Source organism: Alteromonas sp. MMG017 (assembly GCF_018100795.1).
Taxonomy (GTDB): Bacteria; Pseudomonadota; Gammaproteobacteria; order Enterobacterales; family Alteromonadaceae; genus Alteromonas.
In genome coordinates this window covers 274,432-291,452 of record NZ_JAGJDY010000001.1, presented here as the reverse complement: position 1 = coordinate 291,452, position 17,021 = coordinate 274,432, and the positions used below count along the sequence as shown (strand labels likewise).

At 43.4% G+C, this 17,021-nt stretch carries 13 protein-coding genes; 7 read left to right on the top strand and 6 right to left on the bottom strand.

The window, feature by feature from the left end; translation table 11 throughout:
- Positions 1 to 28 precede the first annotated feature (28 nt).
- The 6 genes from J8L84_RS01300 to glpK all read right to left on the bottom strand — a co-directional run bounded on the left by J8L84_RS01300 (position 29) and on the right by glpK (position 10,899).
- A complete protein-coding gene (locus tag J8L84_RS01300) occupies positions 29 to 2,173 on the bottom strand; it encodes an alpha-galactosidase (RefSeq protein WP_211069103.1) in 2,145 nt (714 codons plus the stop codon).
- A 240-nt stretch (positions 2,174 to 2,413) separates the two neighbouring features.
- Positions 2,414 to 3,877: an SLC5 family protein gene (locus J8L84_RS01295; RefSeq protein WP_211069102.1), complete on the bottom strand. Its 1,464-nt coding sequence runs from the start codon at positions 3,875 to 3,877 to the stop codon at positions 2,414 to 2,416.
- Between the two features lie 21 nt (positions 3,878 to 3,898).
- Entirely contained in the window at positions 3,899 to 4,648 is a 750-nt protein-coding gene (locus tag J8L84_RS01290) for a SapC family protein (RefSeq protein ID WP_211069101.1), read from the bottom strand.
- Between the two features lie 15 nt (positions 4,649 to 4,663).
- On the bottom strand, positions 4,664 to 6,199 hold the full coding sequence (locus J8L84_RS01285; RefSeq protein WP_211069100.1) for a tryptophan halogenase family protein: 1,536 nt from the start codon (positions 6,197 to 6,199) through the stop codon (positions 4,664 to 4,666).
- Between the two features lie 105 nt (positions 6,200 to 6,304).
- The gene (locus tag J8L84_RS01280; protein WP_211069297.1) at positions 6,305 to 9,097 is read right to left on the bottom strand and encodes a TonB-dependent receptor; all 2,793 of its coding nucleotides are present in this window, start codon (positions 9,095 to 9,097) and stop codon (positions 6,305 to 6,307) included.
- A 317-nt stretch (positions 9,098 to 9,414) separates the two neighbouring features.
- Entirely contained in the window at positions 9,415 to 10,899 is a 1,485-nt protein-coding gene (gene glpK, locus J8L84_RS01275; RefSeq protein WP_211069099.1) for a glycerol kinase GlpK, read from the bottom strand.
- Between the two features lie 157 nt (positions 10,900 to 11,056).
- Here glpK and J8L84_RS01270 point away from each other — a divergent pair, with 157 nt between their 5' ends.
- The 7 genes from J8L84_RS01270 to J8L84_RS01240 all read left to right on the top strand — a co-directional run bounded on the left by J8L84_RS01270 (position 11,057) and on the right by J8L84_RS01240 (position 17,020).
- Positions 11,057 to 11,815: a DeoR/GlpR family transcriptional regulator gene (locus J8L84_RS01270; protein ID WP_057794610.1), complete on the top strand. Its 759-nt coding sequence runs from the start codon at positions 11,057 to 11,059 to the stop codon at positions 11,813 to 11,815.
- Between the two features lie 335 nt (positions 11,816 to 12,150).
- Positions 12,151 to 13,677: a glycerol-3-phosphate dehydrogenase gene (gene glpD, locus J8L84_RS01265; protein ID WP_211069098.1), complete on the top strand. Its 1,527-nt coding sequence runs from the start codon at positions 12,151 to 12,153 to the stop codon at positions 13,675 to 13,677.
- A 135-nt stretch (positions 13,678 to 13,812) separates the two neighbouring features.
- Positions 13,813 to 14,361, top strand: coding sequence for a histidine phosphatase family protein (locus tag J8L84_RS01260; protein ID WP_211069097.1), 549 nt, complete (start codon positions 13,813 to 13,815; stop codon positions 14,359 to 14,361).
- Positions 14,362 to 14,453: 92 nt separating this feature from the next.
- Complete coding sequence (locus J8L84_RS01255; protein WP_211069096.1) at positions 14,454 to 15,419, top strand: MSHA biogenesis protein MshI; 966 nt, start codon at positions 14,454 to 14,456, stop codon at positions 15,417 to 15,419.
- Positions 15,416 to 16,045, top strand: a complete 630-nt coding sequence (locus J8L84_RS01250; protein ID WP_211069095.1) for a hypothetical protein — start codon at positions 15,416 to 15,418, stop codon at positions 16,043 to 16,045. The genes J8L84_RS01255 and J8L84_RS01250 overlap by 4 nt, the downstream gene beginning before the upstream one ends.
- Complete coding sequence (gene gspM, locus J8L84_RS01245) at positions 16,042 to 16,686, top strand: type II secretion system protein GspM (protein WP_211069094.1); 645 nt, start codon at positions 16,042 to 16,044, stop codon at positions 16,684 to 16,686. Before J8L84_RS01250 ends, gspM begins: the two co-directional genes overlap by 4 nt.
- Entirely contained in the window at positions 16,679 to 17,020 is a 342-nt protein-coding gene (locus J8L84_RS01240; RefSeq protein ID WP_211069093.1) for a hypothetical protein, read from the top strand. Before gspM ends, J8L84_RS01240 begins: the two co-directional genes overlap by 8 nt.
- Position 17,021 lies beyond the last annotated feature (1 nt).

Genomic DNA, 17,021 nt, shown 5'->3' with positions numbered 1-17,021 from the left:
AGCTTTATGTAATGTGTTTTTTACTACACTACACCGCTTTAACGGTATAGATAAGCGCAGTTTGCGGGAATAATACCGGCATTTGCATACCGTACTTCATTAACGCTTCACCGCTAAATACTTGCCCATCGGTTTGTTGCAAAATCGACGGTGAGTACTCTTTTAAGGTACCCGGCCATACGCGTTCAAGGGTGTATGATTTATCAGCATCAAGCCCTGCAAAATAGAAACGAGAAGGCATGGTACGGCCAGTTTCTTTTACGCTGTTGTAAGCAAATATACCTTCCGCTTTATCTTTCGATACATAGCCGAATTTCACGTTAAGGCCATCGTCATCCATACGGAATAAATCGCCGCCGTGGGTAATATGGCGGTATTTTTTGTATAGCGAAATCGCTGATTTTAGGGTCTCTTGTTCGTGCTCAGTGAGCTCACGAGGGTCCATCTCAATACCCATGTGGCCAAACATCGATACTGCTGAACGAATCTCGATAGGTAAGTTACGCCCTGTAATATGGCAATCACGAGGCCCTACGTGTGCACCCATCACTTCAGAAGGGAAGAAGTATGAGAAACCACGCTGAATGTACAAGCGGTCTAATGCATCGTTAGAATCAGACGTCCAAAAACGATCGGTGTGAGGTAAAATACCCAAGTCCACACGGCCTCCGCCAGAACAACAGCTTTCAATTTCAATACCCGGATGTGCTGCTTTAACACGGTCAATTAGGGTATATAAAGCCGCCATTTGGCCATGCATTGCAGGTTTACCTTTAAGGTTTCCTGGATGATTCACATCGCGGTTCATGTCCCACTTAATATAGCTGATTTTAGGGTAGGTGCTTAGTACGTCGGTGATGACTTTATATAGGTATTCAACCACTTCAGGGTTCGTTAAATCAAGAACGTACTGATTTCGAAACGGAACATGAGGGTTATTCTTGGTGTGCAGTGCCCACTCAGGATGTGCGCGGTACAAGTCGCTATCTGGGTTAACCATTTCTGGTTCAAACCATATTCCGAATTCCATGCCTTTATCGGTAACGTGGTCAATAAGCCCATCTAGCCCTTCTGGGTAAATGGCTTTATCAACAGTCCAGTCACCTAAGCCCGCTTTGTCGTTTCTACGGCCTTTAAACCAGCCGTCATCTAGTACAAAACGCTCTATGCCTAGCGGTGCTACTTTATCGGCAAGCGCTTTGAGTGTGGCTTCATCGTGGTCGAAATAAATACCTTCCCACGTGTTGTAATGAACAGGGCGAGGCTTGTTGTTTGCACTGGTGATGTCAGCGCTGTGGGTTAACACATTGCTTCGAATAAAGTTATGGAACTGCTGTGAAAGGGATGAAAAGCCAGCATCGCCAAACCCTGCGTAAAGCACGGGTGATGTATAACTTTCACCAGATTTAAGCGTCACTTCACCTGGAAACAATAGCTCGCCAAATTGAACGTAGCTTCTGCCATCGGCCATCATTTCTGCGCGGAATTTATGGTTAGCTGAGGCACCTAAATGAAAGCCGAAACACTCGCCCACAAGCTCACCGGTTCCATTAGCAAACGCAATTAAACCGGGAAAAGTATCGTGTGATGTTTTGCCGCGGCGATTTTCACGCACATAACTACCGAAAAACAAATCATGATCGGCAGTTTGAAATTCATTCGACCATCTACCTTCAAAGCTTTTAATTTTGCTCATGGTCGTTGGCAAGGCAAGGCTCGCCGCATTTAAGTAATTTAACTGTAACGTGCTTTCGCCTTGGTTTTCGATACTTGAGGTAAATGTGGCCACTGTCGTTTCAGCATCTAGCACTACCTCAGTAACCAACTGCATTTTTCTGTCAGTATCGACCGCTGTAAACGTTACGCTGGTATCGGTTTGCTGAATATCCGACAAGGTAAAACCTGCCGACCACTGATCTGCATCCCCTGAAATTTCAAGGCCAGGTGAGCCCGTCACCCCTTCACCGTGGGTTGGCACTAAAGAAATAGGAGGCTCGATAACCGGCGCACATTTGGCTTCTTGGCGGGTGTTAAGCAGCGCAAGCATCTCTTGCGTCGTTGCATTGTTCAACTGCTGGCCATAGTAAATCAAAGTAGGCATGCGCCCTTGGCAGTCAAAAATTAAAGTCGTTTTTTCATTGGATAAGCGAGCGAAGGCCGATAATGACGACATGAAAACCTCACAGTTATAAAGTTGTAAACAGTGTAGATAGCACTTAGTTTGTTAGCAATTTATAGCACACAAAGTAGTGCAGCTTAAGTCAATTCTATTAGATAGGGTAAACGTTTTACTATCAATGATAACGCGGTTTTGAGGCAATGAGAAATCAGACCAAGAATAGCCTTGCCGTATTGTTATTATTTTGTATGAAAACCAGGGAAGGTGTTTGCACAACACCTTCCCTGTTTAGTGTTACTGAGCTTTTTCTTCTTTGTACAAAGCCAAACTAAATTCAGCTTTCTGATTGAAGATGACCTTATTAGATATTAGTGCAAATGATACACAGGCAATCAGAGTGACAAACATTAAGTGAATGTAGTGCAGCCCAAAAGGTGCATACATAGGAGAGAACTCAAAAGACATTGCCGAGTACAAGGCGACACCAAAGAGTACCGAACCAATCGCCGCATTCGCATGAACATTTCTAAACAACAAGCCCACAATAAATACCGATAAGATAGGCATGCTTAACAATCCGTAAAGCTGTTGAATAAGGTTAATAATGCTATCGGCTTGCTGGTAAACAGGGATAAGCGCTAACGACACTAAACAAAGCAGTACCGTAACGTAACCACTGAGTTTTGGAACATTTGGTGTCTTGTTAACGTAGCTTTCGTGAATATCACACACATACAAGGCAGTGGCTGAGTTCAAGTTACTATTGAATGTAGTCAGTACTGCGGCAGCCATCGCAGCTGCGAATACACCCGACAACCAATCTGGTAATACAGTGGCTACAATTTTTCCGTAAGCACTATCACCAATATCGCCAAACAGTTTGTAAGATACTATGCCAGGGATCACGATGATTGCTGGCACGATTAGTAAGCGAATGCCTGCTGCGGCAAATACACCCTTTTGTGCTTCTTTCAATGATGGCGCAGCCATAGCACGCTGAGTAATAACCTGGTTGGTTCCCCAATAAAACATCTGAATGAAGATCATACCGGTGAGTAGTGTATGCCATGGAATTGGTGAGTCGTTGTCGCCAATCAGTGTTAGTCGCTCTACTGGAATACCATCGAAGTTATAATCGATAGCTTGAAGTGCCAATATAACCACTAACACAGCCATAGTAAGCAGTAATACGCCTGAGTACGTATCTGAAACCGCAACGGCTCTAAGACCTCCGAAGATAGCGTATAGCGCACCTACAACTACAAAAGTCACTGCAATGTACATAAGAGGTAAATCTACACCGAACATAGACTGCATAAACAATGAGCCGGAGTAGATAACCGCAGGGCAGAAAATTAGTGCACTACCTAAAAAGAACAATGCACTAATTACCGCTCGAATGTGTTTATCGTGATAGCGCTGTTCTAGCAGCTCAGTGGTCGTGGTGCATTTGAATTTGTAGTAAACCGGCAAGAATACCTTAGCTAAAACAAATAAACCTACCACAGCGGAAAACTCCCATAACGCAAGAAGCGCCATTTGGTTTCCGTTCATACCCACTAATTGATCGGTACTTAGGTTAGTAAGCGTGATACTTCCGGCTACGAAGTACCATGCAAGGCCACCACCAGCAAGAAAGTATTCTCGGTTTTGGTTTTGCGAACTACGATTTTGACCGCGACAACTTAAATAGGTTAAAAAACCGATTAGGGCAGTCACGAATACAAAAACAGACACTTGGATAGTGCTGGAAAACATTTATAAGCTCCTCGCTAAGGGTTATGACTTGCTGGTTTCGAATTTAATATTGCTTACAGAGCGGTCAGGGAATTTCGTGTTATGGAATCGAATTAACCTGTTTACTTGAAAGATAGAACCAAGAATATTGAAAACGACAGAAAGGACATTTTTTTGATTTAACGTATTTAGCTCTTCAGCGGTGAGAGCTTGAATACGGTGTTCGTTAAGAGTGGCTAAACCGCCAACCCGCTGTTGTGTGTTATCAGAAAACTCAATGACCAAATCGACAGGTTGAATCAGGCCTAATTCCGCTATTTCATTAAGAATACTTGCCGTTTGCGACATGGCTGACACGCGCTCTTTAAGTAATTTTTTCTTGTTGTCAAAATACGCAGTCGGTCGATTGGTGGATAAATAAAGTGCCTCGCCCTCACTGTAAGAAACAGCAGGTGAGTGGGTATCAATTAATACCGTAGGCTCTTGCTCAGCCGTTTCAAATTGAAGCGTAAAAGGTAGCGTCTTCAAACTAAGTGGTGTGTAAAGTGCCTGCCAAGATTGCTTAATTTCAAACACATTTTCACCCGGCGCTAAACCACAAAGAGCAGATAGTGCCCATTGATTAGCATTCGATACTTTACTGAAAAACAAAGGATATTCGCCCGCAGCTTGTATCGCTTCGCCTATTTCGATATTGACCAAATGTGATGTTGAAAACTGGCTAATAAGCTTGCTTTCATCGATACGGATTTGGTTATGCTTTTCTGGTGATACAGTTTCAAAGTTCGTCATGCTTTTATCGTTCCATTACCCTTCTAACCATTGCGAAATGTAATCGCGATGGTTAGGAAGGCTACTTAATTTTTGTTGAGTAATGAGCTTATTTTGATTCATTACTTTATCTGCAAGCGCTTGATCTTGATAGAAGTGAGACTGCAAACTAAAGTCGGGAGAAAAACCCATGCCGTAAAGTACATACTGATAACTTGCAGCAGGAAAAAGCTCGATAGCCGCGGAAAAGTCGGCTATCTGAGGGCCTCTATATTTCCATATTTCAAGATCTTCTTTTAGCGATTCAGGAATGGAAGATGGGTCTCTATTCGCTACCCAATAAGGTTCGCTTCGCTGGTTGAAAATATAATGCAGTTTTAGAAAATCGATAATACGTTGCCAGCGATACTGCATTTGCTTATTAAATCGTTGGCTTACAATAGGCATAGCAGCTTGGGGAAGCGGCATTTGCTCAGCAATATAACGTGCTGATATTTCGATTAACATTAACGCGGTGGCTTCAAGGGGCTCTACAAAACCCGCAGAAAGGCCTACGCCAACACAGTTTCCTTTCCAGATTTGCTTTCTATAACCCGATTCGAATCGGATAACTTTCGCCTTTAACTTAGCGTCAGTGTCGCCCACGTAGTTGCGAAGAATAGACTCTGCTTGATCGTCAGACGTGAAGTCTGTAGAAAAAACATGTCCAACACCGCGTCTTGAAGATAAGCCAATGTCCCAAATCCATCCCGCTTCTTGTGCGGTCGCTTGGGTGTAAGGCTTTATCTCATAATCGCCATCGTAAGGCACATGTAAGGCAATAGCAGAATTATTGAATAGCACATCATTAGTGGAAATAAGAGGTTCATTTAATGCATCACCAAGTAGCAATGAGCGAAAACCAGAACAATCCACAAACAAGTCTGCATGGTATTGTGAGCCATCATTTAATTGAATTGATTCAATATTGTCACTGCCGTGAGCTTTTTTAACATTGTCGACGGTAGCGACTTTATGGCTTACCCCTAGCTTGTCTTTGCAAAACGCTTTAAGTAAGTCGGCAAATGCACCGGCATCTAAATGATAGGCATAATTTGATTGCGCGCTACTGTATTCCGCTTCGCTTAACGTGCGCGGTGCCATATTTTGTTCGCACACATGCTGCTGGAAATTAGTCGCATTGGCAAAGTTGGCGATATCATCAAGGTATGGCGCCATTTCAACTCGGCCATAACCTAACGGTACGGTGAAAGGGTGGTAGTAAGCGTCACCTTGGGGTTTTACCCAGTTAACGAATTTTCCACCTTGCTTAAATGCCGCAGAGCAGCGCCTAAACACTTCTTTTTCCGATAAACCAATATCTTTTAGTGTATTGCGCATGGTAGGCCAAGTGCCTTCACCCACACCAACGGTTGGAATGTCACTAGATTCTATTAAAGTAATATCGAGCCCACATTCACCAGGGCCACTGTTGTGTTTGGCTGCAATAATAGCCGCAGACAACCAGCCAGCGGTTCCGCCGCCAACAATGACAATACGTTGCTTAGATGAATGCTGAGAAGACTGTGCCATGAACTACCACTAAGTATGCGATTTATTTTATTTATTCATAGATTAACTGAAATAGCCAATTAACCTATGAATAAATGGCAGGGCTCTCACCCTGCCAGTATATTCTTAGAATGAACCTCGAATACCTACTGCGTAACGAGAGCCGTTATCTTCAATAGAGTATGTTTGGTCAGCAAAGCGACCAACCTGTGAAAGTTCTTCTTCTGTTACGTTAATGCCTTCAAAGAACACAGTGAAATGTTCGTTGATGTCATAACTTGCACTTACATCCCACTGACCGTAAGTTTCTGTGGTTACTGGCTCGCCAGTAGCACCGCCTACAGAAGTGTTATCAAGTGCAAACAAGAAGGCTTCACGGTTGTTAAATGCAACACGTGCCTGGAAGGCGTCTCTTTCGTAGAACATAATTAAGTTCTGAGAATCACCAAGGCCTTCAAGTGCAAACGTTTGTGTAACGTCATCAGATACTTCAGCATCACTGTTTACAACAGTCGCGTTCGCAGTAATACCGAAACCGTTATCCCAGACGTGAGTTAGTGCAACTTCATAACCATTAACCGTTGCAGTTTCGCCATTTTGAGGGCGAGTTACTGTGTAAATCTCGCTTTCGCCATTTAACTCTTCAGTGTCAGCGACTACGTCACGAGTTGGATCCGTAGGGTCAAGTTGAACGCCTACTGCACAAGTATCTTCTGCACATCGGTAACCGTTCGCTGCACTACGATCTGTCATAGAATAAGATTCTTCACCAGATAAGGTAACGATGAAGTTTTCAACTTCTTTACTGAACAATGCAAATGAGAACACAGAGTCGTCACTGTAGTACCACTCAAATGAGATATCCCAGTTTTCAGCTTCGAAAGGCTTAAGGTTAGGGTTACCACCACTCGCTTGTAAGTTCTGACGACGTGGCTCACCGAACGTAGTCGCTGGCGACATTTGATCCATAGTAGGACGTGATAGTGAGTCGTAACGTGAGAAACGAACAATCATGTCTTCTTGAACTTCTAACTTCACGTTGATGCTTGGAAGAACATTAGCGTAAGAGCTTGAACCAGTAATATCTTCAGCTGGCGCGAAACGGTTAGCGAACAACGTTAAGTCGGTGGTTGGAACGATATCAGAGATAAATGCCTGAACCGCAGTAACTGAAACGTTGGTCTCTTCGTAACGAGCGCCAAAGTTCATGGTTAACGGCATATCACCGATGTCGTATCCAAACTCAAGCTGTGCGTAAAGCGCAGTAACATCTTCATCGATATTGTAGTAGTTAGGTTGCAGTGTTGGTACTACTGGTGCACCTTGCGACGCTAGGTAGTCAAGGTATGCATCACCGTCATAAGTGTACCAAGTGTCAATCAACCCGCTGAAGTAGTTGTTTGCTGTAAATGGACGAATGTTTAGTTCATCGATTGGGGCTTCTGTGCCGTAACCGCAGAATAAACATTCTGAAGCAAACATTTGGTAAACGTATTTTTCACGTTCTGAACGAAGAATACCGAAATCTGCTTTACGGAAAACGTCTGAGTCTGGCAGGTATGTAAAATCAGCTTTGTATTCAGTTACTTCATCATCAGACGCTACCGTGTTTCCTAGGTCGTTGTAATGAAGGCGGTTTAAAGCAATATCCGGTAGTTGACCGTCTACGAAACCATCATGACGAACGGTTGGAACACCACCTGTGCCGTCGAACTCATAGTTATTGATGATACCAACAACGTTAAAGCGACCTTCGCCAGCGATGTCGTTTTCTGCTGTTGAGTTAGAAACATCAAACGTTGCTGAAAGTGCATCGTTAATTTGCCAATCAACATTAAGTCCGAAACCTTTACTGGTTACGTCACGAACGTTACGAGTAGAAGATACGAAGTCAGAAGCAGGGTTACCACTACCTTGGTGCAAATCAATTTCTTGTGTGAACTGAATTGCAGTGCCTGTTTCTGGGTTGATGGTAGCCGAGCCCACACGATCTGGCTCAAACCATGATGCTAAATCAGTTACTTGAGAATCAACTTCAAATTTTGATACAAAACCATCAAGGGTAATAGTTACGTCATCAGTAGGTGCGTATTGCGCAACCAAAGATGCGTTAGTACGAGTACGCTCTTGCTGATCTACGATTTGATCCCAGTTGCGAGGCAGGTAAACGTTTTCAGCAATCACACCGTCGTTACGGTTTGAAAGCGTTAAACCTGGACGCCAGCCCGCGGTTTGAATTCGGTTAATTTGAACTTCACGTTCCTGATGTGAAACGGCGAGCAATAGACCAAGTTTGTCGTCTGCAAAGGTATTGCTTACTAAGAAAGAGGCTTGAGGAGATACTTCCTCAGACAAACTTTCGTACATACCTTTAACGCTGCCTACTGCTTGGAATCCATCGTAATCGAAAGGACGAGCAGTAGAAACGTTGATAGTAGAGCCGATGCCACCTGATTGAAGGTTAGCAACGCCACTCTTATAAACATTAGCACCTGTAATTTGGTCTGCGGCTAAAATATCAAAGTTAAACGCGCGACCCGCGTCATCAGAAGCTAACTGACGACCATTTACAAGTACAGTATTGAACTGAGGACCGAAACCACGCACAGTAACTTGTTGACCTTCACCACCACTACGGTCAATTGACACACCCGTAATACGTTGTAGTGATTCAGCAACGTTCAAATCTGGGAATTTACCCAAATCTTCTGCAGCGATACCATCAGAAACGGCTAAGTTTTCTTTCTTGTCAGCCATGGCACGTTTCAAGCTGCTTACAATACCGCGTACTTCGATAACCTCAACAGGGGCATCGTTCGCAGAGCTTGTATTAGCTTCTTGAGATAGTGCAACTGGCGCGTATAGGGCAGTTGCGACAGCAACACCTAAAAGTGAGCGTTTCGCGATAGGACCTATCATTGATGTGTTGGTTTTATGTGTCACTATGTTTTCTCCGTATTTCGGCTGTGTTTTACATATTTTAATTAACATTTAGCTTATATTTGGCAACTCGACCAAGCTAGTTAACATTTTCTTTACACATTCTGTAACCCAAAGTTCAATTTATTATTATTAACACTATGAATTTTATAGGGTTTTATTTATAAGGAAAAAGGTAAACGTTTTCCTTAATTTTTGATAGTAACACAAATTTACATTGTAATGACAATGTTATAAAAATATTTTTTTATATTAAAAGCGCGGTTTATTACCGCGCTGTATAAGGAAGGAGTAAATTAACTGCAGCGAATGCGGGCAACGGCGTTTTTCCAGCCGTCATAGGCCTTATCGCGCTCTTCTTTTGAAAGTCGAGGTGTGAAAATACTGTCGCTTTTCCAGCACTCGGTAAGCGAATCAACAGAGGTAAATACACCAGCTTGAAGACCTGCAAGGAATGCTGCACCAAGTGCGGTGGTTTCAGTAATTTCGGGGCGTTCAACTTCTGCGCCTAATACATCAGACAAGAATCCCATTACCCAATCGTTTCGAGACATTCCGCCATCTACGCGAATAGTCGTTGGCCTTGCGCCATCACTTTCCATGGCTTTTTGTAAGTCTTTGGTTTGATAGCATACCGATTGCAAACCTGCGGCAACAATTTCGCTAATGCCGGTGTCTCGAGTTAGGCCTAGAATTGCACCTCGGGCATCGGGATCCCAATAAGGAGCGCCTAGTCCGGTAAATGCTGGAACAAGGAATACACCATTATCTTGTCGGGCTCTTTGTGCCAAGGCCTCAGTTTCCGATGCATCATCAATAAGCTTCAAGCCATCCCGTAGCCATTGCACGGTAGCGCCGGCCATAAAGATACTGCCCTCTAAGGCGTATGTGGTTTTACCATTTAGCCTGTAGCCGACGGTAGTTAACAAACGGTTCTTAGATTGAAGCGGCTCATCGCCCGTATTTAAAATCATGAAGCAGCCTGTACCGTAGGTACTTTTTGCCATGCCTTTTTCGAAACAGGCTTGGCCAACAAGCGCAGCCTGTTGGTCGCCGGCTACACCTTGAATAGGGATAGTACAGCCCAAGATATCTTTACTCACAACACCAAATTCATCAGCACAATCCATGACTTCAGGAAGCATTGATTTAGGGATATTAAAGGTGCTGAGTAAACGCTCATCCCAACATTGCTCATTAATATCGAACAGCATGGTGCGTGAAGCATTGGTCGCATCGGTTTTATGTGATTCGCCGTTGGTCAAACGCCATATTAAGAAGGTGTCCACCGTACCGAAAAGAAGATCGCCTGCTTCGGCTTGTTCTCTCGCACCTTCAACGTTGTCTAAGATCCAAGCCAATTTAGAGGCTGAAAAATAAGGGTCTAGCAACAAACCTGTGGATTCGTTGATATGCGCTACCAGACTTTCATCGTCATCGAGCTCTCGACACTGCTGGGCGGTACGTCTGTCTTGCCACACTATAGCGGGGTATACAGGCTTTCCTGTGTCTTTGTTCCAAACCAACGTGGTTTCACGTTGGTTGGTGATGCCAACCGTAGCGATATCTTCAGGTGATAACGAGCACTTATCAAATACCTGCTTCATGGTAGTGGTTACGCTTTCCCAAATTTCTTCAGGATCATGCTCTACCCATCCATCTTGAGGATACTTCTGAGAAAACTCTTGTTGCGCAACGGCTACAATGGCGCCATCTGGTGCAAAGATAATGCTACGTGAACTCGTGGTTCCTTGGTCTATGGCAAGAATGTATTGGCCCATGACACGTCTCCTGAACATAATTTGCTAAGAGTTTGCATCATTTACACCAGTTTAACAATGCTATATTTTCGAAAACGAACATTTGAGTGTTCGAATTGCCATAGGCAGGCAAAGGTGAACCACGTATAATGGCTAAATCGCCACAAGGAATGACCCAATGAACCAAACCCAAAGACACGAAAAAATTGTTAGCTTTATCAAACAAAATGGCTTCATGTCTATTGACGACTTGGTCACTCGCTGTGACGTTACCCCCCAAACTATTCGTCGCGATCTAAACCAGCTTGCTGAGGCCGGTATTGTTAGTCGATACCATGGTGGCGCGGGGCTTAATCGAAGTTGGGAGAATACCCCTTATCAAGAACGCAAAACACAAAACAGCGAAGTAAAAGAACGAATCGCTGAGGCCGTGGCTGACATGATACCCGACGGGGCTTCGCTATTTATAAATATTGGCACCACCACCGAAATGATAGCTAGCAAGTTGCTTAATCATAAAAATTTGCACGTGGTAACAAATAACATTCATGTCGCGACCATTCTTTCTGCGAAAGAAGACTTCTCAGTGATTATAGCCGCGGGCGAAGTACGTTACCGAGATGGGGGTATTATTGGGGAAGCAACCTGCGACTTCATTAGTCAATTTCGAATGGATTACGGCATTATAGGCATAAGTGGAATAAGCGCTGATGGTGCCTTGCTTGATTTTGACTTTAGGGAAGTAAAAGTATCGCAAGCGATACTGGAACACACCCAGCACGTTATTCTTGCAGCAGATTATAGTAAGTTCGAGCGTCGAGCCATGGTAGAACAAGGGCATATTTCCCAGGTGGATTGCCTGGTGTGCGACCAAACACCGCCTCCTGCTATTCGAAAAATTATCGACGAAAACAACATCAGTTTCATTAAAGCCTAAGCGGCCAATCTATTACCTTTGTAACAACTTAACAGTCTCTTCGCTACCTCCAAAAAACAGCTTTGTAGTTGGCATTGCTGTAATGACCCACCAGCCTTGTTACCCACCTATTAGCTGCTAGGGTTAAGTAAGCTAATGGCTATACATAGAGCATGTGGGAATACCTAACCTCCATAAGAGTTTCTTATAAACTGTGAGTCTATGTTTAACCGGCGCTTAAGTCGTGTAGGTTAAAATTGCGCAAGAATGTTCGTTAATGTTCGTTTTGTGTTGACATGTTTTCTTTTTGGTTGTCAAATAGCCAGCATGCTAGTGAAGCCGAAAGGGGCGAGAACATGAATCAGAATACAAATAGTACACAAACCGTTGACGTATTAGTGGTTGGCGGCGGTGTAAATGGTGCCGGAGTAGCATTAGATGCGGCCGGTCGCGGACTTTCGGTAGCACTATGTGAAAAAGGCGATCTTGCAGGTGCTACGTCTTCGTCTAGCAGCAAGTTAATTCATGGTGGTTTACGTTATTTAGAGCATTATGAGTTCCGCCTTGTAAAAGAAGCACTTGCCGAGCGTGAAGTACTATTAGAAAAAGCCCCACATATTATGTGGCCTTTACGTTTTCGTTTACCTCATCAAAAGCATCTTCGTCCTGCATGGATGATTCGTATTGGATTGTTCTTGTACGATTCACTAGCCAAACGCAATGTATTGCCGCGCTCAAAGAAAATGTCGACGTCACCCACAGGCCCATTGGTTAATGATATTACAACCTGTTTTGAATACTCAGATGGTTGGGTAGATGATGCTCGTTTAGTGGTATTAAATGCACTAGCGGCTCAAGACCAGGGTGCTAGCATCTATACACGTACTGAATGTATTAGTGCTGAAAAACAAGATAAGTTATGGAAAGTCACTTTAAAAGACTCATTAGGGAAAACGTTTACAATTAATGCTAAGGCTGTGGTTAATGCAGCTGGGCCATGGGCTGTTTCATTTCTAGATAGACTTGCCGACACCAAAAACCCTAACGCAATGCGTATGGTGAAGGGCAGTCATTTTATCGTGCCTAAACTTTACGACACAGAAGAAGCTTATATTCTTCAAAATAAAGATGGCCGTATTGTTTTTGTTATCCCTTACGAAGATGACTTTTCACTTGTTGGCACTACCGATGAGAACTATGTTGGAGAGCCATCGCAAGCCGCTATTTCTGAAGCTGAAACTGAATATCTGGTTGAAGTGGTTAATACGTACTTCAAAACGAAAATTGACGAAAGCGATATTGTTCATAGCTACAGTGGCGTGCGCCCATTGCTTGAAGAAAAAAATGCGTCTGCTCAAGAGCTAACTCGCGATTATAAAGTGGAGCTAAGCGGAACTGAGTCTTCACCAATATTACTTAATATTTTCGGTGGAAAAATTACCACCTATAGAAAACTGGCCGAGCATGCCGTAGATAAGCTAACTAGTTTGTTTCCAAAAGCAGGCAAAGCCTGGACCAAAGATGTACCACTTCCAGGTGGTGCGTTCACTAATAAAGCAGATTTGATTAAACAGCTTCAACAAGACTACCCATGGTTACCTGAATCGGTAGGGGTTCGCTATGCGCGCCAATACGGCATGTTGTGTATTAAGTTCCTTGAAGGCAAAAACGAACTCGATAGCATGGGTGAAAACTTTGGTGCCGACATGTACCAAGCTGAAGTTGACTACCTTATTGATCACGAGTGGGCGATGTCCCTTGAAGACGTAATTTGGCGCCGTACTAAACATGGTTTACGTTTAAATCAAAGCGAGCAAGTCAGCCTAGAAAGTTATATCACGAGCCGTGTTTCAAAAAGTGTTGATATGCAGCAATCTGCGTAGATATTCATTATAAAATCTTAAAAAGCCCGTATTTTTATTTCACAAAGTGCGGGCTTTTTTTTGTTCAATATACTTAAAAATGGCAATATATTTAGCTATCTAGTTTTGACGCTATTGATAAAAAAGGAGGGTAGGATGAAGGAAATAATTCTGATCCGGCACGGGAAGCCACAGTCTGCTCACAACAATAAATTAAGTGCGGGTGAATTTACCAATTGGGTTCGCCAATACAATCAGTCACCTTTAGACAGCGCCCATTACCCAAATGAAAAGCGCCGGTTTGCCACACACCACATCATCGCTAGCCCGCTAAAAAGAGCACAGCTTTCAGCGAGCTATTATATGGGCGAGCCCGCAGTTGAAGTTATTCCCGAATTAAAAGAAATGGATATTCCCTACTACAGGCTACCGCTAAGATTAAAAGCGTGGCATTGGGTTTTATTAAACAGGCTAATGTGGATTTGCGGGAAAACGGGGCGGTTTGAGTCTTTTATTGAGGCTAAAAATCGCGTGGGTAAAGCTGCTCATGCACTCGAAAAAAAAGCCGAAAAGCACGCTCAAATTGTTGTGTTTGGACACGGTATGAGTAATCGCTATATTCGTGTTTTTCTGGCTAAAAGAGGCTGGAAAATAACGGAGAAAAATAACGGTTATTGGGGTGTGACGCGTTTAATAAAAAATTAAAATATTCTTAAAAATAAACAACTTTCGTCTACTGGTGCTATTGTTATTACTTTGTTGTAATAACACAATTATTCATGGTCAAAGATTTTACAATGCACATTGGATGGCGCCAATACTTAAAGCAGAAATTTAGACGTGTTCCCAAGCAACATATGCTCGGTGTTTCTGTAGACGCTGAGTCTGTATCTTTCTGCATAGTAAAGCGTGAGCAAGATTCAGTAGTTTTAGTTGACGTAGAAACGGTAACGCCAGAAAAATGGGGTGAAAAGCTTCAAACTTGGCTAAAGGAAAAAAACCTTCTTGGTATCTCAACTTGCGTGTGTATGTCTCACAGTTGGTACAACGCGTTACAACTAGACCGCCCAAATGTTGAGAACGATGAAGTTCACGGTGCACTGCAATGGTCTGTTGCCGAAATATTGGGTAGCGACAAAGCCTATGTATTTGATTATGTCGATTTGCCCGTGCCTCTTGCAGGCACTAACAAGGTAAACGTGTTCGCGTTACCTCGCTCTGTCATTGCTGATGTTGTCAGCCATATCCATTCTGCTGATGTCACTTTAAAAGAAATCACGACTGCTGAATTAGCGCTATGCGAGCTCATGCCGTCAATGGAAAGCGCCACCGTACTGTTAACACAAGAAGCCGGTGAAGAAGTGGTTTTGAATGTGGTTAAAGATGGAAACCTTTATTCTTCTCGGCGGTTAAAAGGTTTTGAAAATATTGGCTCCTTTTCCCAAGAAGAATTGGAAATGGGACTGCTTGATAATTTGGGTGTGCAAATTCAACGTTCTATGGATCACTTTGAAAGTCAGTTGCGCCAACCGCCCATCCGGTCGGTTTTATTTCGGTTAGACTCCCCCCATTCTACTACGCTTAAGATGCAGCTCAGCCAGTTAATTCCGGCACAAATCGACCAGTTAATTTCGCCTATTCAAGTCAGCGAAGACATTGATGTTTATCGACTGAACTTGGTGAGCTTAAGTGCTGCGTTTTGTGCATTGGTTCCACAACCTATGGCACCTCCTACTATGAGTACTGCAGGAGAGCTGAAATGAGACAGCGGATTAACCTCTATTGGCCAGAGTTTAAACCGGAGTTTCGCTGGTTGAACGTAGGCACAATGCTCGTAGTGTGGTTACTGACATTATTGGTAGTCGTGCTAGTTACCATGAGGTTGAGCGCGACGGTTCAAAAACAAAGTGCAGTGTTAAACCAAGCGCAAGAGCGAACTATCCAGCTTGATGAAGACTTAGCCATGGCGAAATCTCAATTAGCTGAACGAAAGCCATCACAAGTTTTATCTGAAGAACTCGAAACGTTAAACCTTTCGGTCAGCCAAAAAACATTACTTATCGAAGAATTGAGTGGGCAAGAAACCCGAGAGCAGGCGCCATTTTACCAAGCACTAAATGGTTTTGCCGATGTTGCAGACGGTTCTCTATGGCTAACGCGATTTGTGGTGCACAGTGAGCGATTGTCATTATATGGCAAGGTAAACGACCCAGGTGCACTGCCAGCGTGGTTAAAACGACTAGGAAACGCTACCTACTTTGAAGAAAAAGAATTTGAAGTCATTAAATTAAGCCGTGATATCAACAAAGATGGCAATCCAAATGGCGTGTTGTCGTTTGAGTTACTCAGTGAGCCAGCTGATGAAGACGGTGAGGTGGCACCAGAATGAGCAAAGATAGCTTGAACAGTAAACTGGCCGCCATGAGCCCTCGAGAACTCATTATGCTCTTCGTCGCGGGCTTAGTGGTGTTAGTACTTATTGGTTTCACGTTTTTTATTGAGCCCCTTTGGAAAAAGTCGCAATCGATGGAAAGAAGGCTAGCATCTGAAGCCACGCAAACCTCGTCGTTAAACCAACAATTACAAATTTATCTCGAAGCGCTAGAAGAGGATCCCGACGAGGCCTTGATATCAAGCATTGCAGAATTGGAAGAAAAAGATGCGATATTGGAAAGACGATTTAGAGATGAACTTAAAACCCTAGTCACCCCTGACGAAATGCCAGCTTTGGTTAGTCGTATGTTTGATGATGCACAACAAGTGCGCTTGGAATCTATGGCAACTATTGCGCCTGTTAACATATTTGCAGGACGTGAAGACTTATCGGAGCTTACGCTTTATCGACATGGCCTAACCCTAACGTTTAGCGGTAGCTATTTTGATATCAGAGACTTTCTTCAACGTGCTCAAAAAGAAAATATAAAGCTTTATTGGGAAGCGATGGATTACCAAGTCAGCGATTACCCTAACGGAAAAGTGACAATAGAGTTTTATACCGTTAGCACGCAAAGGACATTTATCCGTGTTTAAACTAATACTAACGACAGTGCTCACTTTTAGCTCATTTTTGTTGTTTGCACAGCAAGACCCAACTCGCCCTGGAAATACCAAAATGGCAGGCATTGGTGCTACGCAGCAAGGGGAGTTTTCCTTAAGTGCCATTATGTATTCTGCGCAAAGTAAGCATGCCATTATTAATAATAAAGTGGTCAGGGAAGGGGATGATATCGCCGAGGGCAAAGTAGAAAGCATAACTAAGAATACCGTGGTAATTTTGAAAACCCGTTATGCCAAGCCCGTACGAACTGTATTGTCTCTAGCGCCAATAACAACAATTAAGAAAAATGTATCAGAGGATCTGTAAA

What these genes read in the sequence shown, in the direction of transcription:
- J8L84_RS01300 (WP_211069103.1), bottom strand. Translation starts at nt 2,173, where the DNA reads ATGTCGTCATTATCGGCCTTCGCTCGCTTATCCAATGAAAAAACGACT.
- J8L84_RS01295 (WP_211069102.1), bottom strand. Translation starts at nt 3,877, where the DNA reads ATGTTTTCCAGCACTATCCAAGTGTCTGTTTTTGTATTCGTGACTGCC.
- J8L84_RS01290 (WP_211069101.1), bottom strand. Translation starts at nt 4,648, where the DNA reads ATGACGAACTTTGAAACTGTATCACCAGAAAAGCATAACCAAATCCGT.
- J8L84_RS01285 (WP_211069100.1), bottom strand. Translation starts at nt 6,199, where the DNA reads ATGGCACAGTCTTCTCAGCATTCATCTAAGCAACGTATTGTCATTGTT.
- J8L84_RS01280 (WP_211069297.1), bottom strand. Translation starts at nt 9,097, where the DNA reads ATGATAGGTCCTATCGCGAAACGCTCACTTTTAGGTGTTGCTGTCGCA.
- glpK (WP_211069099.1), bottom strand. Translation starts at nt 10,899, where the DNA reads ATGGGCCAATACATTCTTGCCATAGACCAAGGAACCACGAGTTCACGT.
- J8L84_RS01270 (WP_057794610.1), top strand. Translation starts at nt 11,057, where the DNA reads ATGAACCAAACCCAAAGACACGAAAAAATTGTTAGCTTTATCAAACAA.
- glpD (WP_211069098.1), top strand. Translation starts at nt 12,151, where the DNA reads ATGAATCAGAATACAAATAGTACACAAACCGTTGACGTATTAGTGGTT.
- J8L84_RS01260 (WP_211069097.1), top strand. Translation starts at nt 13,813, where the DNA reads ATGAAGGAAATAATTCTGATCCGGCACGGGAAGCCACAGTCTGCTCAC.
- J8L84_RS01255 (WP_211069096.1), top strand. Translation starts at nt 14,454, where the DNA reads ATGCACATTGGATGGCGCCAATACTTAAAGCAGAAATTTAGACGTGTT.
- J8L84_RS01250 (WP_211069095.1), top strand. Translation starts at nt 15,416, where the DNA reads ATGAGACAGCGGATTAACCTCTATTGGCCAGAGTTTAAACCGGAGTTT.
- gspM (WP_211069094.1), top strand. Translation starts at nt 16,042, where the DNA reads ATGAGCAAAGATAGCTTGAACAGTAAACTGGCCGCCATGAGCCCTCGA.